Here is a 20,882-nt window from a genome sequence, read left to right as displayed (position 1 = left end):
TGTTCTTATTCCACATTAAATTTATAACCTACCCCCCATACGGTCTTAATAAATCTAGGTTCTTTGGGATTGCCTTCAATCTTCTTCCTAAGATTCGCAATATGAACATCAATTGCTCGATCTGTCACGAAAGAATCGAACCCACGCAGCGCATTAATCAGCTCCTCTCTCGTATATACTTTTCCTTGATTCGCACAGAATAGCTTCATAATCTCGAATTCCGAAAATGTTGTCTCAATATACCGATGATTCACATAGAGCGATCTGCGTTCTGGATCCAATGTGATCAAGCTCTCTGAGTCATCTGACATCTTCCCCAATTCACCACGATCTGCTATCGACTGTTCCAACAAATGCATACGCCTGATATTCGCATTAATCCTTGCCGTAAGCTCTCGCATACTGAACGGTTTACACAGGAAATCATCCGCACCCGCTTGCAATGCATTAATCCGATCTGCAACCTCCATCTTCAGCGAGACGACGATGATAGGAGCAAGTGTTACGTCACGCAATTTACTGCATAATTCAATCCCATTGATATCCGGAAGAACTAAATCCAATAGAATGACGTCCGGTCGGAACAACTCTAATTCGAGCATGCCATCTAAGCCCGTATCCACTCTCTTTACGGCGTAGCCCTCTTCCGATAAGTACATCGTTAGCATCTCACCAATCATATTATCGTCTTCGATAATAAGTACTTTATCCATAAGAAGATCACCCTTAATGACAAATTTTTACATATTTGCGTAAAATTCTTAACACATACCTCATAATTACTTTAAATTCTTATTAATTTGTACCCCCAATATACTATATTTCGACAATTGCGTCTATCATAAGGATTTTGTTAGAAAACTGTTAGGAACGCTATGAACTACTTCATAATGCTGGAAAATCAAAACACTTACGTAACCTTATAAAATCGAAAAAAATAACCCCGAGCATGAATCGAAATTCATGCTCAGAGTCTTTGGCCTTTTCTCCGCTTATTCAGTTAATCTGAAGCTTGCTACCATATCGTTCAATTCTTCCGCTAACCGCGCTAGCTCTTGACTGGAACTAGCTGTCTGTTCCGCCGCTGCTGCTGATTCGTGACTGACAACTGCAATGCTCTCGATCGAGTTCATCATCTCCTGCGATTGCGCAGCTTGCTCTTCACTTGCAGCAGCAATCTCCGTAACTTGTCTCGCCATGCCGACCACTTGATCCAGAATGGCATTAAATGTCTGACCTGTTTGTTCCGTCAAGGAAACAGCGCCGTTCACCGCGTGAACACTCTGTCCCATATTATGCTGCATGTCTTTAATAATCCCAGCAATTCGCTTCGTCGCCTCGCCGCTGCGTTCCGCCAGCTTCCGAACTTCATCGGCGACCACTGAGAATCCTCTGCCCTGCTCTCCAGCTCTTGCTGCTTCGATCGCAGCATTCAGTGCGAGTAAATTCGTCTGTTCAGCAATCTCATCAATGACTTCAATGATTTCTCCAATTTGCTCTGAATCGTTCTGCAATCGTGTCATTTGATTCGATAAGCTGTTCATCGCGTGGACGGAATCCTGTACATCCCGACCCCCTTGCTCCGCTTTGTCTTGCGTGGAATCCGATAGCTCAGCAGCCATCTCAGCGTTCTGTGCTACAACATTGATCGCCATCGTATGCTCGCGGAACAACTCTGTCACGGCATTCACGGTCGTAGACTGCTGCACACCTCCAGCTGCAATTTCCTCCGTGGTAGCTGATATTTCTTCGGATGCTGCAGCAACATTCTGTGATGACATGATGATGCGTCCAACCAACTCGCGCAGCTTCTCAACCATCGTGTTGGTTGATGTCGTTAAATGCTCAACCTCATCTTTGGTCCGCATTTTAAACCGCAGTGGTTTCATCGATAGATTACCTTTGGCAATCTGATCCAACTGCTCAGCAATGATGTTGAGCGGTCTAGTGATGTGCCTTGATAGATAGATAATGATTAAAATCCCTACCACCAACGTGATGGCAAACGCAATGATTAAGTTCGTCGCAATGCTAGACGCACCGCTGTTAAAGCTGGACATATACGATCCTGAGGAAATGATCCATCCCCAGTGTGGCGCTTTTTCAGAATAGACGATTTTCTGCGCAATCTCTTCGGAATTCGGTAAGTTATAATCAAAATAAGTAAACCCGCCGCCCGACTGCGCTTTATTCACCTGCTCGCGAACGAAGAATTTCCCATTGCTATCGGTGGAATCCCACATATTTTTCCCTTCCATGCTTGGATGGGCAACAGTCGTTCCTTTCTCATCTAGAATAAATAGATATCCGTATTCGCCAAGATCAAATTTATTCGTAATCGGACGTGTACCATTCGCCTGCTTTGGCCCGAGTATTCTCGTCTTCACTTGCTCCTGTGCATCCTCTAGCGAAATGAGGCCGCTCTCCACACCGACATTCAACACATCAATCATTTCAGATACCATATGAGCGTTATTTTTGAGATTGACCATGCCCACTTCATCCAGATGATGCTTAGCATTTTTGTATGCGGTCAGTCCAGTAAAGAACGTCGGCACCGTGAGTAGAATAACCGACACAATAATTAATTTCGCACTAATTTTAAATTTCATGATCTATGACCCCTTCGATCGAATTAAGACTCGCTCATTGTTTCTTTAATCATTTCATCGAGCTGCAGTCGCGTGACTAATTGTCCATTTTTGCTGTATACGCCTACGATCCCTAAGGATTCATTTACCCCTTGCATATCTTCCACACGTGAATTTTCATCCAGTGTCGTCACTTCAATCACTTGATCGATCTGAATCCCTACGGTACCTCGACTAGAATCCATGACCATGATTCGAGCTTTGCTCGTTAATTCCTGATGCTGCAGATGAAGCATTCGGTGGAGATCCAGCAGCGGCAGGTACTCCCCTCGGAGCGGGAACATTCCCTGAACGTAAGGAGACGGGTGCAGAATGCCTTCTATTGCAGGCACTGGAATGATCTCTCGAACCTGATGCACCGAAATGCCGAAGAGGTGTTCCGCAAGGCGGAACGTCGTCACTTCTGCTGCCCTATTGTTCTTGTTCGACGTCTGTTCGCTTGTCGTCATCATCTTGCTGCCTTCTTCATTCACAAGGGCGTGGACATCCAATACGAATGCGATACCGCCGTCACCCGTAATCGTAGAACCTGAAATGTAAGGCACTTCGCCCACATAGTTTCCTAATGATTTCATAACAATTTCACGATTCCCTAGCGTCCGATCTACGGCAATGCAGATCTGCTTGTCCCCGAAAGAGACAATAATAACGGTCGTACGACGAGACTGCGCTCTAGTCTGTGGGGCACTTGCAACACGAAGCTTCTGATCCAATCGCATGAAAGGATAGACATTCCCTCGGATATAACAGACCTCTCTGCCATGTGCAATCTTAATCTCATTAGGCTGCAGCGCAACAATTTCCACCACATTCATCAATGGAATGGCATACATGTTATCGCCTAATTCCACCATGAGTGCACGGATAATCGCCAAGGTAAGCGGGAGGCGAATGGTCATGCATGTCCCAACGTCAACCGTCGATTGAATATCGATCAGACCATTGAGCTTCTCGATGTGCGCGCGTACAATATCCATGCCTACACCACGGCCAGATAGATCGGTGACTTGCTCAGCAGTTGATAGCCCTGATCTGAATATTAAATGCTGTAATTCATTCTCTGTCATCTGATTTGCTTCATGCTCGGAGATAATCCCTTTACGGATCGCGGACATTTTGACTTTGTTCGGATCAATCCCTTTTCCGTCGTCCGTAACGGATATCATAATCTGATTATCTTGATGCGCTGCTCTCAATAGCAGCTTACCTGTTCTTGATTTGCCGAGCTGAACTCGCTCTTCAGGCGACTCAATGCCATGATCGGCAGCGTTGCGCAATATATGTATTAGGGGATCGCTTATCTCTTCGATCAGCTTACGATCCAGCTCTGTTTCTTTGCCTTCCATCACAAATTCAATTTCTTTATTCGTCGATTGCGCCATATCGCGAACCATCCGCGGGAATCGATTGAATAGATGCTCGATCGGCAGCATTCGCGTCTTCATCATGCCTTCTTGCAGATCGCCAATGATGAGACCGAAATGATTCGCTATGTCGCTTAGTGTTGCGAGGTCAGAATCTTCGCGGTGCTGCTTCTGCATCATACGATGCGTAACTTCATGCAACCTTGTATTATCAATAATTAATTCACCTACAAGATTAAGAAGCTGCTCTAATCGATCCACATCGACGCGAACGGTCTGAGATCGACGCACTTGCGGCGTTTCGCTTCCGCCCAAAGACTCAGACTTCACACCGAGCTGATCATCCAATGTAAGATTTCGCGGTGTATCTTCATAGGGTTCCATCACACATTGATTCAACTTTTCTTGGTCTATCAGATCAACGTGCATAACTTCAATCTGTGAAATTTCACTTAATCGCTCTTCGAGCAGCTCATGAGATTCTTTGGTGACAACAACGAAAATGAACTCACCTAGGAAATTGCTCTCATCTTCAATCTCTGTCACAGGAGGGAATGAAGCAATCACTTCACTGCTCTCTAACAAAGCTTGATAAACTAGAAGCGCCCTGACTGATTTCATCACAGCATCCGAGCGAACTCGGCAGTAGATGGAATACACCTCATGTTGATTACGCAGTGCTTGCATCGCCACATTACGCTGATATCGGTTCAGTTCAATCACAAGTTCGGAGGAGTTTTGATTTTCATCACCTGTCCTTGTGAATGCGTTATATGCGAGCTTGCTTTCTGGTGAGTTTTGCTGTGTGATTTGCTCCAGCAAGACGAATAGCGGTTCGATATCCACTGATTCTTGTTGTCCCTCGATCAGCGAATGCCGCAATAACTTTAAATAGTCTGTTGCATGAAATAAGACGCTGGTCAGCGCGGAATCCACGACCAATTGACGATTGCGAATGAGATCGAATACATTCTCCATCCCATGTGTCAAATTTTTCAGAGCATCAAACCCCATCGCCGCAGAAGAACCCTTCAAGGTATGTGCAGCTCGGAATAAGGTCTGAATTACTGTGATCTCTCCACCCTGTACTTCCAATTTCAGCAATTGTTCTTCGATGATTTGAATTTGTTCATCCAACTCATCCATAAATACGCTCATATATTCGCTTAAATTAGAAGGTATCGACATCCCTAAACTCCTTGACAACATAATTTCTTTACATTTGTATTACAATATTTGTTGCATACTAATAATGTTAATGAGCTCTCCTTCGACATTCGCTACTTGATTCGCATGCCGACCATCGTGAACCTGTGCACCATAGGGAAGTGGCTCGATTTGGGAGTAAGAAGTGACCTGTATGACTTGATCCACCACAATTCCGACCATAGATTGTTCATAGTTCACAATGATAATCCGATTCATTTTCGTATCTGGTACTTTGGGCATGCCTAGGTAGCTATGAATGTTGACAATTGGAATTACATTTCCCCGAAGGTTAATGACGCCGAGCAATGAGGTTGGGGTATTCGGTATCTCGATGATGGGCTGCAGCTTAATGATCTCGTGGATCTCCTGAATCGGCAGCGCAAACCGTTCATTGCCAAGCCCAATCTCAACGTATTGATTGAATGTCTGCTGCATCGCCATTCACATCACCTCGGGCTCCAATTACAACTTCCAAATATAACTTTGTTCCGTCACTATATTTGAAAATGGCAACTTCACTTCCTAGGTCTATGGACACAATTCGACGCCAACGTTTACGGAACATAAAATCATATTTCAACTCGTTAACTTTCCGTCTCAATGCTTGAATATCTGCGTTTGCATGATATCGAAATACGGGTACGCTCTTTTGATAGAACTGTAACACCATCGCTTTCATACTACTCACTCCATCCCAATAATTTCCTCCATCATACTTGAATCGAATTAAACGATTATAAGTTAAGTATTAGAATACTGTTTAATATTTTCATAGAATACTAACCATCCATTTACTGTGATAAAGGACTAACGAATCAGAGTGCATGGCAAATGGAGAACTTATGGAATATCGATTTGAGGAAGGCTTTGGGGGAATAAAGTAGGATTTCTTTCATAAGTCAAGAGTCCTTGACGATACTGGAGTAGGCCTTGCGCACAGTAAAATACCGCCTACATTACGTTTATTTAGAGATCGATTCATACTTCAACCTCAAAAAAACTCTAAGCTTCTTGCCATAAAGGCAGAATCTTAGAGTTTCATATCGAGGATTAATTATTTTCTTGTGTCATATCCTTCTTGATTTCTTGCAACCACTTCTGTTCTTTCTTATTCAATTCGATATGCTCAAGCAGATCAGGCCGTCGTTCTAACGTCCTGCGCAGCGATTGCTGCTTACGCCATGCTTCCACGTTCGCATGATGGCCGGACAGTAAAATATCCGGGACTTTCATCCCGCGGAAATCTGCAGGACGTGTATAATGCGGGTATTCTAGCAGTCCCGTGCTGAACGAATCCGTAACCGCCGAAGTCTCGTTCCCAAGTACGCCCGGTAGAAGACGCGCCACGCTGTCGATAATGGTCATCGCGGGCAGTTCGCCGCCCGTTAAGACATAATCTCCGACAGACAGCTCATCCGTCACCAGGAATTCGCGGATCCGCTCGTCATAACCTTCATAATGCCCGCAGATCAAGATTAGATGTTCTTCCTTCGCGAGCTCTTCGGCCTTTGCCTGCGTATATCGCTCTCCCTGCGGGCACATAAGAATGACTCGCGGCTTCGCGGCATCGGGTTCGATTAAGGACTCCACCGCCGAAAATATCGGCTCTGGCTTCAGTACCATACCACCGCCGCCGCCATACGGATAATCGTCAACCGTATTATGCTTGTTGTTCGCATGTTCTCGGAAATTGTGTGCTTGTAACTGCACAATGCCCTTCTCCTGCGCCTTTCCTAGAATACTGCTATGAAATACCCCTTCGAACATCTCCGGGAATAAGGTAAGGACGTCCATCCGCATATTATATAAGTCCTTCCATCACGTGAACCTTAATAACCTTCTCCTGAACATTGATATCAAGAATGACATCATCAATCACCGGCAGGAGCACGTCCGCGCCCTTCTTACGCTTCACGACCCAGACATCGTTTGCGCCAGGACTCAGAATTTCGCTTATCACGCCAAGCTCTTCCCCTTCGTCCGTAATGACCTGACATCCAATGATATCGCTGTAATAGTATTCATCTTCATCGAGCGCTCTACGCTCGGAATCTGCGATTTTGAGCAGCCAACCTTTGAACTTCTCAACGTCGTTGATATTGCCGTACCCGACGAATTTCAATACGTACATATTCTTTTGCAATCGAGAGCTCTCGACAACGACCGGTATGGACTGCTGTGTCTCTGGGTTCTGGAAGAACAACTTGCTCTTCGGTTGGAACCGTTCTTCTGGGAAATCGGTCTGCGGCACAATTTTCAGCTCACCGCGAATCCCGTGCGTATTAACAATTTTACCTACTGTATATAATTGTTCCGTCATAAGAACCTCCTAAACTCATCCTTATCTATGTAAAAGGCTGCTCTTATTGTGCGCAACCTCTTCATTCCGTATGAAAATAACCCCACAAAGTAGTGTATTGGCTTTGAGATCAATCCAGGTACTTTGCGGAGACCCCGATATCGTAAAACACGGTATGAAAAAGGGGCTGGGACATTCATCCCAACCCCTTCTCTGATCGCTTAAGATACGATATCAACGGTTACCCGTTTACTGACTTTCACTGCTGCAGATGTTACGACCGTACGAAGTGCTTTGGCGATTCGCCCTTGTTTACCAATAACTTTCCCAACATCGTCAGGATGAACCGTTAATTCATAGACAATGACGTGCTCTTTCTCCACAACTTCGACGTGAACATCCTCCGGATGGTCGACTAAAGCCTTAGCAATAACTTTTACTAAATCTTCCATACGATTCCCTCCGAATCAACAGCTTATTTCGATTGCTTAAGCTCATGGAACTTAGTCATTACGCCCGCTTTGCTAAGCAAGTTGCGAACAGTATCGGAAGCTTGAGCGCCCGTTTGAAGCCATTTTAGTGCTTTTTCCTCATCGATGTTCACAACTGCTGGTTGAGCAACTGGGTTGTAGAAACCGATTTCCTCGATAAAACGACCATCACGAGGAGAACGAGAGTCAGAAACAACAACACGATAAGAAGGAGCTTTATGAGCACCCATGCGTTTTAGACGAATACGAACTGCCACGAAATTCACCTCCCTCAATTAATTAACATTTCTATCTGAACCATTAGCGAAATGGTCTCATACCGCCTTTACTTGCTTGCTTCTTCAAATTCTTCATCATTTTGGCGCCTTTGCCGCTGCCGCCCATCATATCTGAGAACTGCTTCATCATCCGGCGCATATCATCGAATTGCTTAATGAGTCGGTTGACATCGGTTAATGTCGTTCCGCTTCCTGCCGCAATCCGCTTACGACGGCTGTGATTGATCAGATCCGGTTCATTCCGCTCTTTCGCGGTCATGGAATGCACGATCGCTTCGATACGGCCCATCTGCTTCTCATCTACTTTGAGGTCTTTCATTTGCTTTACTTTGCCCATGCCCGGGATCATATCTAAGATCTGATCGAGTGGTCCGAGCTTCTTCACTTGCTGCATTTGCTCTAAGAAATCATCGAACGTGAAGGATGCATCGCGCATCTTCCGTTCCATTTCTTTTGCTTTCTCTGCATCGATGTTGGACTGTGCCTTCTCGATGAGGGATAACATATCTCCCATACCGAGAATACGAGAAGCCATACGTTCCGGATGGAATGGCTCAAGTGCATCAATCTTCTCGCCTAATGCCGCGAATTTGATCGGGCAGCCTGTTACAGCCTTAACCGAAATCGCCGCACCACCGCGTGTATCGCCATCAAGCTTTGTTAGTACGACGCCTGTGAGTTCAAGCTGCTGATTGAAGCTGTCAGCGACGTTCACTGCATCCTGACCTGTCATCGCATCGACGACGAGCAAGACTTCATCCGGCTTCACCGTTGCATGAATCTGCTTCAATTCTTCCATCAGCTGCTCATCGATATGCAAGCGACCTGCCGTATCGATAATCAGATAATCATGTCCGTTATCCTTCGCATGCTGGAGCGCTTGACGCGCAATCTCGACCGGGCTTGTCTGATCACCGAGTGAGAAGACAGGAACCTTAATCTGTTCGCCGAGCACTTGCAACTGCTTAATCGCTGCGGGACGATAAATATCGCCTGCAACGAGTAGTGGCTTATGGTTCTGCTTCTGTAGAAGCTTCGCAAGCTTACCGCTCGTCGTTGTCTTACCGGCCCCTTGCAGACCTGCCATCATAATGACGGTCGGCGGTTTGTTCGCCTTCGCGAGCTTCGCATTCGTTCCGCCCATAAGTTCCGTTAACTCTTTATTAACGATGTCGATAATTACCATGCCTGGTGTGAAGCTCTTCTCTACTTCTTGGCCCAGCGCACGTTCCTTCACTTTCGCGATAAAATCCTTCACGACCTTAAAGTTCACGTCCGCTTCCAGAAGTGCCAGTCGAACCTCACGCATAGCTTCGTTTACATCATCTTCCGTTACTTTCCCTTTACCACGCAGCTTACTGAATACGCTGGATAGTCGATTTGTTAATCCTTCAAATGCCAATCTCGTCACCTCCGTTCTTCATCATGCATCCATGTTCTGTAAATGTTCTAGTGTTAGTCTTGCTTGTTCTCGATGTTCTAGTGGTATATATTTAAGTACTTCGCTTAATTGTTCCATATAAGTATGACGCATTTCGTATTTGCGCACAAGTCCAAGCTTCACTTCGTAATTCTCAAGCACTTGCTCCGCACGTTTAATGTGTTCATATACCGCCTGCCGGCTAATATTAAATTCCGCTGCGATCTCTCCGAGTGAGAAATCATCGTGAAAATAACATTTCAGAAATGTCTGCTGTTTCTCGGTGAGCAGCGATTCATAAAAGGCAAATAGCAGATTGACCCGATTCGTCTTGTCGAGCATATTCTCCTCTTTCACGCCTTCAGCCACTCCCTCCGTCAAGGAAAAGTCCTTTACAGCAAATCAACATGACTTATCTTACCCAAAATAAAAGAAGATGTCAAGGCTTTAGCCTTAACATCTTCAGAAATTTATTTTATCGGCAAAACATAGAGCAAAATCGCAAAGAAATGCGCGGCAGACCCTGCAAGTACGAACAAATGCCAGATCGCATGATGATATGGGAACCCTCGCCACACATAGAAAATCGTCCCCAGCGTATACAGGATACCGCCTGCGATCAGAAGGACGAGCCCTCCGGTAGGGAGTGCCTCAACCAAGGGATTCCAAGCGAGAACAATCAACCAACCCATCGCAATATAGAATAAAGTAGAAAGGAACAGGAATTTCTTCGTGAAAAAGGCTTTGAACACGACACCCGATATCGCGATGCCCCAAATGATCCCGAACAACGTCCATCCTAATGTCCCTCGCACGATAACGAACAGGAAGGGAGTATAGGTCCCTGCAATGAACAAGTAAATCGAGGCATGGTCGAATATCTCGAATAAATCCTTTACCTTACCTTCTGGGAAACTATGCACGAGGGTTGACGAAGCATAGAGCAGCAACATCGTGATGCCGTAAATCGTGAAGCTCACAACATGCCACGCGGTGCCGAACAGGCTGGAGAACGTGATGAGTAACGCTAAAGCCGCAACACTTAGAAATGCTCCGATCCCGTGCGTAATGGCATTCGCTACTTCTTCCCTTCTGGAATACGTGTAAGTATCTGCCATAATGCACTTCCTTTCTAAAATGGATGTTTCTTCGATTGTATGACTCAGTATACGCAATGTGGGCGATTGTTGACATTGAGGAAATTAACCTTGCTGCTCTTCCTCGCCGTCCTCTGATTCTTCTGCCTCTTTAATCAGCCCCGCGAACAACGCATGAACGAATTGCTCCGAATCGAATTCTTGCAGATCGTCCATTTTCTCGCCAAGTCCAATGAATTTCACTGGCAGGTTCAGTTCTTGACGAATCGCGATCACGATACCGCCTTTGGCTGTACCATCTAGCTTGGTCAAGACAAGCCCCGTCACGCCGCTCTTCTCACCGAACAGCTTCGCTTGGCTAAGCGCATTCTGACCTGTCGTCGCATCGAGTACCATGAGCACTTCGTGCGGTGCGCCAGGAATTTCGCGTTGAATAACGCGGTAGATCTTATTTAATTCGTCCATGAGATTGGATTTGTTCTGCAAGCGACCTGCGGTATCACAGAGTAGAACGTCGACATTACGCTGCTTTGCAGCTTGAACTGCATCGAACATGACCGCCGCTGGGTCTGCACCGGATTGCTGCTTAATGACGTCGACCCCAACACGTTGTCCCCATACTTCAAGCTGCTCAATTGCACCCGCACGGAATGTATCCCCTGCAGCGAGGAGAACCTTCTTCCCTTGCTGCTTGAAGCGATGTGCAAGCTTACCGATCGTCGTAGTCTTCCCTACGCCGTTAACGCCCACGAATAATACGACCGTGATGCCGTCTGGATTCATCTGAATGCCAACATTCTCGTCCCCGCGCAGAAGCCCGACGAGCTTCTCAGAGAGAACCGGCTGCAGTTCCGCAGCATCTTCGATTTTACGTTGACGTACTTCACGGCGCAGATCATCGATCAATTTCATGACCGTATTTACGCCAACGTCCGCACCGATCAGAATCTCTTCCAGTTCTTCATAGAATTCTTCGTCGATTTTCTTGCGGCGCGTAATGAGATCCTGGACCTTCTCCACAAGCGCCGTACGCGTCTTGCTTAAACCGTCCTTGAACACATTGGTGACCGCTTCAGTTTTCTTGGAAATGCTCTCTTTTAATTTTTTAAAAAAGCTCATGGTACCCCTCCATACGAATTTAACAAGCTGCTACTTAGACGGTACGGTTCAACTAAGCGATGATCGCATCGTCATCCTCCAATTTCACCGATACAAGCTTCGATACGCCGCCTTCTTCCATTGTAACACCATATAATACGTCTGCCTCTTCCATCGTGCCTTTTCGATGGGTAACGACAATAAATTGTGTCTGTTCTGAGAACTCACGCAAATATTGCGCAAAACGCGTAACATTCGCTTCATCCAGTGCGGCTTCAACCTCATCGAGCACACAGAATGGCACCGGCTTGACCTGTAAGATCGCGAACAATAAAGCCATCGCCGTTAATGCCCGCTCACCACCTGACAACAGCTGCAAGTTCTGCAGCTTCTTCCCAGGAGGCTGCGCCACGATATCGATCCCGGTATCCAAGATTCGATCTGGATCAATCAGGACAAGATCTGCCCGACCGCCGCCGAATAGTTTGGAGAAGACGATCACGAACTCCTTGCGAATCGCATCAAAGGTCGCTCGGAAGCGTCTACCCATCTCATCGTCCATCTCCCGGATCACTTCGTAGAGTGTTGTCTTCGCTTCGATCAAGTCATCCTTCTGCTCATTCAAGAACGTAAACCGCTCATTCACACGCTCGAACTCTTCGATCGCACCGAGGTTCACATCACCCAAGGCAGTGATTTGACGTTTCAGATCCCGAACTTCTTGCTGCGTTCCGAGCACATCCTCTGGGACTGGGTATCGGTGCTTGGCAAGCTCAAAGCTAAGTTCATATTCTTCACTTAGCTTCTTAAGAATGTTATCCAGCTCCACATCCAGACGATTCACTTGAATCTCGGTATGGCGCAATTGCTCTTCGACGTTCCGAAGCGCCGTACGCTGCTCTTTGGTCTCGCTCTCCTCGAGTTCCAGCTTACGAACCCATTCTGCACGGTCGGCACGTTTGAAATCGATTTGCTCAGCCGTCTTTTCCTTCTGAAGTTTGAAATGGTTCAGATCTTCAATTTGCTTCACGCGTTCACGTTCATAGACCTCATAGTCTTTCTGAATCTGAGCGATGGATTCCTTGGCACTCGCCAAATCTCGGACATACGCGGCCTTCTCATCCCGAACCCGTCTTAGCTGCTCTTGCAAGGAGAACTTCTCTTGATCCCATTTCCCGGCTTGGACCTTCAAATCCGTTAACTGGGATTGTAATTCTTCCTTCGCGGATTCGTTCATCTTTCGCATCGATTCCGCTGTTTGAATCTCTTGTTGAATGCGAGCTTCATCCGTTTGATAGGCTTCGAGCTTGCGAACGGCCGCTTCACGACCGCTTACGAATTCATTCGATTCCTTCGTGTAACCGTCGCCTTCTTGGGTAATCACGGATAGCTGCTCATTCACATGACGTGATTCATGCTCAAGCTGCTTCTGCTCGGCTTGGAGACGCTGCTCTTCCATGCGCTTGCTATCGCGCTGTTCACGAAGCTTCTCCAGACGCTGCTGCAGTGTGTTGCTCTCTTGCTTCATATCCTTGACGCCCGCCTGCAGCTTGGTTAACTGTGCTTCGGTCTCCTTAATCTCTGCTTCTAATTGCTCAATCTGACGATTACGTCCCAAGAGGCTTGTATTCTTCTTATGAACACTCCCCCCGGTCATGGAACCGCCAGCATTAACGACGTCCCCTTCCAGTGTCACGACCCGGAACCGGTATTGACACTTCGCTGCAATTTTATTCGCTTGTTCCAGCGTCTCTGAGATGACAACGTTCCCCAGGAGACTCCCGATCATGTTGCTGTACTTGCGATCGAACTGTATCAAATCGACCCCGATGCCAACGAAACCTTCGGCACTGCTCAGCAGCTTACGATCGCTGTCAGACAATGAACGAGGACGAATGACATCGAGCGGCAGGAACGTCGCGCGTCCCAGTTGACGACGCTTCAGGAAACTAATCGCTTCCCGCGCTAAGGCTTCGTTCTCCATAACAATATGCTGCATCGATGCCCCGAGTGCGGTCTCCATGGCAGTCTCCACTTTTTCCGGGACCGTGATGAGCTCGGCAATCGCGCCATGAACCCCATGCAGCGAACCATTCCGAGAAGCCTTCAACACTTCCCGAACCCCAATCATGAAGCCATCATAATCGTCCTGAAGTTCCTTCATCGTATCGCGTCGCGATACGAGTGAATCGAGCTTCTGCTCCCATCGACGTGCCGTCGACTGCGCCTCATCCAGCAAATGCTGCACCTCACGCAGACGATCACTCTCCGCGATGAATTGATTCCGCAGCGATTCAACGAGTTCGGCAGTCTCCACAAGCTTCTGCTCAATGACGCGCATCGATTCGTCGAACTGGGCCTTCTGCTCTTTTAGCTTGGCTTCTTCGTCTCCCATGCGCTCCAACCGACGACCGAGTGTTTCGCTCTGCTGATCAATGTAGCGAATTTCGTTCCGCAGCTGGGCCATCTGATTCATGACATCCAGGAGTTGGCCTTTTAAGCTCTCTTCGGTGTCAATGCTAGCCCCGCCCGTAACGCCGACCAATCGCGATTCTTCCTCTGTTAGACGAGCTCGCAGCTCACCCTGCTTGGCTTCGATCTCATCAAGCTTCGTCTTGCAGGCGTTCTCTTCTGTTTCCTTCTCCTGCATGCGCCGCTCATGCATTTCCAGTGACTGGTTCAGCTGCCCTTCATTGTGTTTCAAGTTCTTGTGGCGCTCTTTTAAGACTTCGCCATAACCTTCGCATTTCTCGAACTCTTCACTATATTGGAGCAGCGCTTGTTGAAGGCCTTCGAGCTCTTCTTCTAGCTTACGCATCTCAATCCGGTGCTTCTCTAGGCCTGCATCATGCTGACTCACGATCGTCGAGAGCTCCAGCTGTTCCTGCGTTAACTTCGTCATCTTCGTGTTCGCTTCTTGCCAAGACTGATGGATTTGCTCAATTTGATAGACATACATCGAAATCTCTTTGGACTTCAATTGACCGCGAAGTTCCTTATAATGAATCGCCTTCGTCGATTGCTCCCGCAGGGGTTCAATTTGATCCTCGAGTTCGCTCACTAAGTCATGAATACGCAGCAAGTTCTGCTCGGTCTCATCAAGCTTGCGCTGGGCATCGCGTTTACGCGATTTATATTTTACAATTCCGGACGCCTCTTCAAAAATCCCGCGACGATCCTCGGAACGCGTACTCAAAATTTCTTCGATACGTCCTTGTCCAATGATCGAGTAAGCTTCCTTCCCGATCCCTGTATCCATGAACAGTTCCGTAATATCCTTCAATCGGCAAGCTTGCTTATTGATTAGATATTCGCTCTCACCGCTGCGATGAACGCGGCGGGTAACCGTCACTTCATTAAAATCGAGTGGCAGCGCCTGATCTGTATTATCGAGCGTAAGCGACACTTCGCCATAGTTCACGGCTTTACGTGCATCACTTCCCGCGAATATAATGTCTTCCATCTTTCCTCCGCGGAGGCTCTTCGCGCTCTGTTCCCCCAGCACCCACCGGATCCCGTCTGAAATGTTACTCTTACCGCTACCATTAGGTCCGACGACCGCTGTAATGCCTTGGACGAACTCGAGTTCAGTTTTGTCTGCGAAAGATTTAAACCCTTGCAGTTCAATCCGTTTCAAGAACATCGTTCATCATTCACCTCATTTAAAAAGGTTGTACACTTGCCTCTCTTCACAAAGAAGAGCAAAAGGAGCGAACGTGGACCCGTAAAAGGCTTACGCCTCGCTGCTCTTTTGCTCTTGCTCCTATCTATGGTGCCTACGGCTTTGGAATAACAATGCGTTCAAGTGCCTGAGCCGCAGCTTGCTGCTCAGCCTCTTTCTTCGAACGCCCCGTACCGCGGCCTAGACATTCTTCGCCCATATGCACTTCGGAGACAAATTCCCGTTCGTGCGCTGGGCCTCGCTCTTCAACGATCCGATATTCGAGCAGCCCCATATTGTGCTGCTGTGTGAACTCCTGCAAACGCGTCTTAAAATCATTAATCTGCATCTTGCCGTCATGCGAGACTTGAGCGAATACATACTTCGTCAAGAAGGATCGTACGACTTCCAGACCCTGATCGAGATACAACGCGCCAATAAATGACTCGAATACATCCGCGAGCAGCGCTGGACGCATCCGCCCACCAGTTAGCTCTTCCCCTTTGCCGAGCAGAACATATTGCCCGAACTGCAAGGCTTCCGCAAACTTCACGAGCGAAGGCTCACATACGATCGCTGCACGCAGCTTCGTGAGCTCCCCTTCAGGTCTGTTGGGATGCGCTTCGAACAAGAACTCCGATACGGTTAGTTCCAGTACGGCATCTCCCAGAAACTCCAGACGCTCGTTATCCTGATGCTGACCGAAGCGGTGTTCATTCACGTAAGACGCATGCGTGAATGCTTGCTTTAGCAGCTGCCGGTTTTTGAAATGAATATTTAAACTTTGTTGTAAATGCCTTAAATCCGCACTCAAGAGGATGGCTCCTTACGCTTCGTATTTCTTCAGCACAATGGTCGCGTTATGACCGCCAAAGCCGAAGGAATTCGACATCACCACATGTAGATCCGCTTGACGCGGTACATTTGGTACATAATCGAGATCACATTCAGGATCTTGATTGTCCAAATTAATGGTTGGTGCAATAACGCCATGTTCTAAAGATAGTCCGCAGATAACTGCTTCAACGCCGCCTGCAGCGCCGAGCAAGTGACCTGTCATTGACTTGGTTGAACTCACGGCAACTTTATGAGCATGATCGCCTAATGCGATCTTAATCGCTGTCGTCTCTGATTTATCACCGACCGGAGTCGATGTACCGTGTGCATTAATATAATCGACGGCTTCTGGCGCAATGCCAGCATCTTGGATCGCTTTGGTCATGCAACGAGCAGCACCCGTCGGGTCCGGCTCTGTCATGTGATGCGCGTCTCCGCTCATGCCATAACCGATCACTTCCGCATAGATATGCGCGCCGCGCTTCTGTGCATGCTCAAGGGATTCAAGAACGAGAACGCCTGCGCCTTCACCCATGACGAATCCGTCACGATCCGTATCAAATGGACGGCTTGCTTTCTCCGGCTCTTCATTACGTGTCGACATCGCACGCATTGCGCAGAACCCGGCCATCCCTGTCGGTCGGATCGTCGCTTCAGCCCCACCGCAGACCATCACGTCTGCGTCACCACGTTGAATGGTACGGAATGAATCGCCGATGGAATGCGTTCCTGTCGCACAAGCCGTTACCGTCGTACTATTCGGGCCTTTCGCACCTAGAATCATGGAGACTTGTCCAGACCCCATATTCGCGATCATCATTGGAATGAAGAAAGGGCTAACGCGTTTCGGGCCTTTCTCGAGCAGTTTGTTATGCTCATCTTCCCATGTTCCAAGACCACCGATACCGGAGCCGACCATCACGCCCACACGCTCTGGGTCTGTATCTTCTTGAATATTTAATTTCGCATCAGCAACAGCTTTCAAGCTGGCTGCAACTGCGAATTGTACGAAGCGATCCATGCGGCGAGCTTCTTTCTTATCGATGAACTCATCCGGATTGAAGTCTTTAATGGATGCTGCAATTCGTGTCGGGTATTCACTTACATCAAAAGCCTCGATGTTGGATACGCCGGATTTCCCTTCCATCAGGTTATTCCAGAATGTATTCAAATCCGAACCTAAGGATGTAACAACACCCATTCCTGTAATAACAACTCTTTGCTTCAAACACAATCACCTCTATATATAGACTGCAACATTTGCATGTATCGTAATGACAATGAATCTGTAATTCCTGTTATTATGCGTGCTGAATGAATAATGTGGAGAAGTCCCGTTGAACCAACGGGACTCAATCGATTTAGGTATGAGATTGTATGTACTTCACAACTTCACCAACAGTAGTGATTTTCTCTGCATCTTCATCAGAGATTTCCAAATCAAACTCATCTTCCAATTCCATCACTAATTCAACGACATCGAGAGAATCAGCGCCAAGGTCATCTTTAAAAGATGCTTCAAGTGTCACTTCTGCCTCGTCAACGCCTAAACGATCGATAACGATTCGTTTTACGCGATCCAATACTTCGGACATCCGGTTCACCTCCTCATTTGGTATTATACGAGAATCTTAACTAAATTACCATACAATAGACCAGTAAAATTCCCATGTGGTGCAAAATGCCAGCTGTACCATTTAACTACATGTACATGCCGCCGTCAACATGGAGGGTCTGGCCTGTCATATAAGCGGCATCATCAGATGCTAGGAAACGAACCGTTCTTGCGATCTCTTCCGGTTGTCCGAGACGCGTGAGCGGAATCTGCCCCAGCATTTGCGTGCGAAGCTCTTCGGACAGCTTGTCTGTCATGTCTGTCTCGATGAAGCCTGGCGCAACACAGTTGACCGTAATGCCTCGTGAAGCAAGCTCACGCGCAGAAGCCTTGGTCAGACCAATGACGCCCGCTTTGGCAGCCACATAGTTCGCTTGACCTGGGTTACCCAGTACACCTACGACGGAAGAAATATTAATAATGCGGCCGGAGCGCTGCTTCATCATCGGACGTGTCACAGCCTTCACACAGTTGAATACGCCTTTCAAGTTGGTCTCAATCACCGCGTCGAACTCGTCTTCTTTCATCCGCATAATTAAATTATCTCGCGTAATACCGGCATTATTCACCAGGATATCAACATGGCCGAACGTCTCAAGTGCTTGTTTGACCATGGCTTCAGCTTCGTCGCTTTTCCCGACATTGGCTTGGACGGCAATCGCTTTGCGTCCAAGCGCAGTGATCGCTGCAACAACCTCTTCCGCAGCCCCTTGGCTCCCAGCATAGTTCACGACGACGTCAGCTCCAGCTTGCGCGAGCTCCATCGCTATCGCGCGGCCAATCCCGCGGGATGCGCCAGTGACTACGGCTACTTTTCCATCTAATGCATTCGTCAACGTACGAACACCTCCTATACATCATTCACAACTCTTGCTTTCCTTAGTCGATCCGCTTGCGATTATGCGAGAAGATCGCCCTCGAGTACTTCAAGATTATTCACCGACACGATGCGGACGCCCTTATCGATTTTCTTGATTAAGCCGGCGAGAACCGAACCTGAACCAATCTCAATAAACGTATCCACGCCTTGATCGATCAAATAGCGTACGCTATCTTCCCATAACACAGGGGAATAGACTTGTTCTACGAGCAATTTGCGAATCTCTTCCGCTTCGGTTACAGACTGCGCTGTTACGTTCGCAATGACAGGAACCGATGCATCCTTCATCGCTACGCTTGCAAGCGTAGCGCCAAGCTTGGCTGCCGCAGGTTTCATGAGCGACGAGTGGAATGGACCGCTTACTTCAAGCGGAAGCACACGCTTTGCGCCTGCTTCTTTGCCGCGAGCAACGATACCATCGACACCTTCTTTGCTGCCGGATACGACAATTTGCCCCGGGCAGTTCACATTCGCTAGCTCAACGACGCCTGCTTCAGCAGACACCGATGCACAGAGTGCAGCTAACGCATCGCGCTCAAGCCCGAGCACAGCAGCCATGGCCCCTTGACCATTCGGTACGGCTTCTTCCATGTATTGCCCCCGTGCGCGAACAATCGCCACGGCGTCATCAAATGATAACACACCAGCAACTACAAGCGCACTGTACTCTCCCAAACTGTGTCCTGCCACGAAATCAGGCGTAATGCCTTTCGACTTCAAAGCTTCATAATAAGCAACACTTGTTGTTAGCAGTGCCGGCTGCGTGTTCACGGTTTTCTTAAGTTCGGTATCAGGTCCTTCGAAAATAAGCTCCGACAAAGAAAAGCCAAGGACTTCGTCCGCACGGTCATACACGTTTCGTGCTGCTTCAATCGAGTCATATGCGTCTTTACCCATGCCAACCGCTTGCGCACCTTGACCCGGGAATACAAATGCAATTTTAGACAAAGTAATGCTCCTTCCATCAAATCAATCAAGAAAAAAAGTATCTATAATTACCAAATAATAACGGATGCACCCCAAGTTAATCCGCCGCCAAACCCAACGAGAACGAGGCAATCGCCTTCTTGAATACGGCCTTCTTCATCTGCCTCCGCAAGCGCAAGAGGAATCGATGCTGCGGATGTATTCGCATACTTCGGCAGATTGATCATACATTTCTCTTCCGGCAGGTTAAGACGATTAACGGATGCTTGAATAATCCGGATATTCGCTTGATGCGGAATCAATAGATCAATATCTTCTTTGGTAAGGTTCGCTTTCGCAAGCGCTTCTTCCGCTGCATTCCCCATCGTACGGACCGCGAATTTGAATACTTCGCTTCCAGCCATGTGAATGTAGTGGCTCTTGCCTTCGATCGATTCGATCGATGCCGGCAGACGTGATCCGCCGCCGCTAAGCTTCAGCAGCTCGCCGCCTGAACCATCCGCGCCAAGCTCGAAGGATCGGAAGCCGCGACCTTCAGGAACAACCCCAAGCACGACTGCGCCCGCGCCGTCGCCGAATAGGATGCATGTGTTACGATCCGTATAATCCGTAATCCGGGACAGACATTCTGCACCAATCACAAGCGCCTTCTTGTACATGCCTGTCGCAATAAAATTGTTCGCCGTTGCCAATCCATAGATAAAACCGGAGCAAGCCGCCGACAGATCAAATGCAGCCGCCTTCTTCGCGCCAAGTTTGTCTTGAAGAATGCAAGCCGTTGATGGGAACATCGTATCTGGCGTAATCGTAGAGACAATAATGAGATCAATATCGTCTGCGGTTACACCTGCCTTCTCCATCGCTGCCAGGGCAGCATGATAAGCAAGATCCGAAGTCGCTTGATCTTCCGCTGCGATACGGCGTTCTTTCATCCCCGTGCGGGTAACGATCCATTCGTCATTCGTCTCTACCATTTTCTCTAGATCTGCATTCGTGAGAATACGTTCCGGTACATACTTGCCTGTTCCCAAAATCCCAACTGGATGTAAATTCAT

At 47.7% G+C, this 20,882-nt stretch carries 20 protein-coding genes; all 20 read right to left on the bottom strand.

The annotated features are described in order from the left end of the window. Window positions 1–5 precede the first annotated feature (5 nt). Entirely contained in the window at window positions 6–713 is a 708-nt protein-coding gene (locus tag GCU39_RS04695) for a response regulator transcription factor (protein ID WP_152392439.1), read from the bottom strand. A gap of 279 nt (window positions 714–992) precedes the next feature. After that, window positions 993–2,612: a methyl-accepting chemotaxis protein gene (locus GCU39_RS04690; RefSeq protein WP_152392438.1), complete on the bottom strand. Its 1,620-nt coding sequence runs from the start codon at window positions 2,610–2,612 to the stop codon at window positions 993–995. Window positions 2,613–2,635: 23 nt separating this feature from the next. After that, window positions 2,636–5,203: a chemotaxis protein CheW gene (locus GCU39_RS04685; protein ID WP_193726767.1), complete on the bottom strand. Its 2,568-nt coding sequence runs from the start codon at window positions 5,201–5,203 to the stop codon at window positions 2,636–2,638. 39 nt (window positions 5,204–5,242) lie between these two features. Beyond that, the gene (locus GCU39_RS04680) at window positions 5,243–5,659 is read right to left on the bottom strand and encodes a chemotaxis protein CheW (RefSeq protein WP_193726766.1); all 417 of its coding nucleotides are present in this window, start codon (window positions 5,657–5,659) and stop codon (window positions 5,243–5,245) included. Next, complete coding sequence (locus GCU39_RS04675) at window positions 5,631–5,903, bottom strand: hypothetical protein (protein ID WP_227793443.1); 273 nt, start codon at window positions 5,901–5,903, stop codon at window positions 5,631–5,633. The genes GCU39_RS04680 and GCU39_RS04675 overlap by 29 nt, the downstream gene beginning before the upstream one ends. A 371-nt stretch (window positions 5,904–6,274) precedes the next feature. Continuing rightward, a complete protein-coding gene (trmD, locus tag GCU39_RS04670; protein WP_152392435.1) occupies window positions 6,275–7,024 on the bottom strand; it encodes a tRNA (guanosine(37)-N1)-methyltransferase TrmD in 750 nt (249 codons plus the stop codon). 1 nt (window position 7,025) lies between these two features. Next, window positions 7,026–7,544 (bottom strand): ribosome maturation factor RimM, encoded by a 519-nt coding sequence (rimM, locus tag GCU39_RS04665; protein WP_152392434.1) that lies wholly within the window; start codon window positions 7,542–7,544, stop codon window positions 7,026–7,028. A 200-nt stretch (window positions 7,545–7,744) separates the two neighbouring features. Further along, entirely contained in the window at window positions 7,745–7,975 is a 231-nt protein-coding gene (locus GCU39_RS04660) for a KH domain-containing protein (RefSeq protein ID WP_152392433.1), read from the bottom strand. A 23-nt stretch (window positions 7,976–7,998) separates the two neighbouring features. After that, window positions 7,999–8,271 (bottom strand): 30S ribosomal protein S16, encoded by a 273-nt coding sequence (gene rpsP / locus GCU39_RS04655; RefSeq protein WP_018757778.1) that lies wholly within the window; start codon window positions 8,269–8,271, stop codon window positions 7,999–8,001. Window positions 8,272–8,314: 43 nt separating this feature from the next. Further along, a complete protein-coding gene (gene ffh, locus GCU39_RS04650; RefSeq protein WP_152392432.1) occupies window positions 8,315–9,694 on the bottom strand; it encodes a signal recognition particle protein in 1,380 nt (459 codons plus the stop codon). Window positions 9,695–9,715: 21 nt separating this feature from the next. Further along, window positions 9,716–10,069 (bottom strand): YlxM family DNA-binding protein, encoded by a 354-nt coding sequence (gene ylxM, locus GCU39_RS04645; RefSeq protein WP_152392431.1) that lies wholly within the window; start codon window positions 10,067–10,069, stop codon window positions 9,716–9,718. Window positions 10,070–10,182: 113 nt separating this feature from the next. Continuing rightward, complete coding sequence (gene trhA / locus GCU39_RS04640) at window positions 10,183–10,830, bottom strand: PAQR family membrane homeostasis protein TrhA (RefSeq protein WP_152392430.1); 648 nt, start codon at window positions 10,828–10,830, stop codon at window positions 10,183–10,185. Window positions 10,831–10,914: 84 nt separating this feature from the next. Further along, entirely contained in the window at window positions 10,915–11,928 is a 1,014-nt protein-coding gene (ftsY, locus tag GCU39_RS04635; RefSeq protein WP_152392429.1) for a signal recognition particle-docking protein FtsY, read from the bottom strand. A 52-nt stretch (window positions 11,929–11,980) separates the two neighbouring features. Beyond that, window positions 11,981–15,550 carry a chromosome segregation protein SMC gene (smc, locus tag GCU39_RS04630; RefSeq protein ID WP_152392428.1) on the bottom strand — a complete coding sequence of 1,190 codons (3,570 nt, stop codon included), beginning with the start codon at window positions 15,548–15,550 and terminating at the stop codon, window positions 11,981–11,983. A gap of 133 nt (window positions 15,551–15,683) precedes the next feature. Continuing rightward, complete coding sequence (rnc, locus tag GCU39_RS04625; protein WP_152392427.1) at window positions 15,684–16,382, bottom strand: ribonuclease III; 699 nt, start codon at window positions 16,380–16,382, stop codon at window positions 15,684–15,686. 12 nt (window positions 16,383–16,394) lie between these two features. Then, on the bottom strand, window positions 16,395–17,633 hold the full coding sequence (fabF, locus tag GCU39_RS04620; RefSeq protein WP_152392426.1) for a beta-ketoacyl-ACP synthase II: 1,239 nt from the start codon (window positions 17,631–17,633) through the stop codon (window positions 16,395–16,397). Window positions 17,634–17,766: 133 nt separating this feature from the next. Then, window positions 17,767–18,000, bottom strand: coding sequence for an acyl carrier protein (locus tag GCU39_RS04615; RefSeq protein ID WP_018757770.1), 234 nt, complete (start codon window positions 17,998–18,000; stop codon window positions 17,767–17,769). Window positions 18,001–18,106: 106 nt separating this feature from the next. Further along, window positions 18,107–18,856, bottom strand: a complete 750-nt coding sequence (gene fabG, locus GCU39_RS04610) for a 3-oxoacyl-[acyl-carrier-protein] reductase (RefSeq protein ID WP_152392425.1) — start codon at window positions 18,854–18,856, stop codon at window positions 18,107–18,109. Window positions 18,857–18,918: 62 nt separating this feature from the next. After that, complete coding sequence (gene fabD / locus GCU39_RS04605) at window positions 18,919–19,848, bottom strand: ACP S-malonyltransferase (RefSeq protein ID WP_152392424.1); 930 nt, start codon at window positions 19,846–19,848, stop codon at window positions 18,919–18,921. A gap of 47 nt (window positions 19,849–19,895) precedes the next feature. After that, complete coding sequence (locus tag GCU39_RS04600) at window positions 19,896–20,882, bottom strand: beta-ketoacyl-ACP synthase III (protein ID WP_152397088.1); 987 nt, start codon at window positions 20,880–20,882, stop codon at window positions 19,896–19,898.

The sequence above is a fragment of the Paenibacillus guangzhouensis genome (assembly GCF_009363075.1).
GTDB classification, from domain to species: domain Bacteria; phylum Bacillota; class Bacilli; order Paenibacillales; family Paenibacillaceae; genus Paenibacillus_K; species Paenibacillus_K guangzhouensis.
The sequence above is the reverse complement of the archived record's forward strand: the minus strand, read 5'-3'. Positions and strand labels throughout refer to the sequence as shown.

Excerpts from the sequence above, each read along its gene's own strand:
- GCU39_RS04695 (WP_152392439.1), bottom strand. The coding sequence starts at position 713 with ATGGATAAAGTACTTATTATCGAAGACGATAATATGATTGGTGAGATG.
- GCU39_RS04690 (WP_152392438.1), bottom strand. The coding sequence starts at position 2,612 with ATGAAATTTAAAATTAGTGCGAAATTAATTATTGTGTCGGTTATTCTA.
- GCU39_RS04685 (WP_193726767.1), bottom strand. The coding sequence starts at position 5,203 with ATGTCGATACCTTCTAATTTAAGCGAATATATGAGCGTATTTATGGAT.
- GCU39_RS04680 (WP_193726766.1), bottom strand. The coding sequence starts at position 5,659 with ATGCAGCAGACATTCAATCAATACGTTGAGATTGGGCTTGGCAATGAA.
- GCU39_RS04675 (WP_227793443.1), bottom strand. The coding sequence starts at position 5,903 with ATGAAAGCGATGGTGTTACAGTTCTATCAAAAGAGCGTACCCGTATTT.
- trmD (WP_152392435.1), bottom strand. The coding sequence starts at position 7,024 with ATGCGGATGGACGTCCTTACCTTATTCCCGGAGATGTTCGAAGGGGTA.
- rimM (WP_152392434.1), bottom strand. The coding sequence starts at position 7,544 with ATGACGGAACAATTATATACAGTAGGTAAAATTGTTAATACGCACGGG.
- GCU39_RS04660 (WP_152392433.1), bottom strand. The coding sequence starts at position 7,975 with ATGGAAGATTTAGTAAAAGTTATTGCTAAGGCTTTAGTCGACCATCCG.
- trhA (WP_152392430.1), bottom strand. The coding sequence starts at position 10,830 with ATGGCAGATACTTACACGTATTCCAGAAGGGAAGAAGTAGCGAATGCC.
- ftsY (WP_152392429.1), bottom strand. The coding sequence starts at position 11,928 with ATGAGCTTTTTTAAAAAATTAAAAGAGAGCATTTCCAAGAAAACTGAA.
- smc (WP_152392428.1), bottom strand. The coding sequence starts at position 15,550 with ATGTTCTTGAAACGGATTGAACTGCAAGGGTTTAAATCTTTCGCAGAC.
- GCU39_RS04615 (WP_018757770.1), bottom strand. The coding sequence starts at position 18,000 with ATGTCCGAAGTATTGGATCGCGTAAAACGAATCGTTATCGATCGTTTA.
- GCU39_RS04600 (WP_152397088.1), bottom strand. The coding sequence starts at position 20,882 with ATGAATTTACATCCAGTTGGGATTTTGGGAACAGGCAAGTATGTACCG.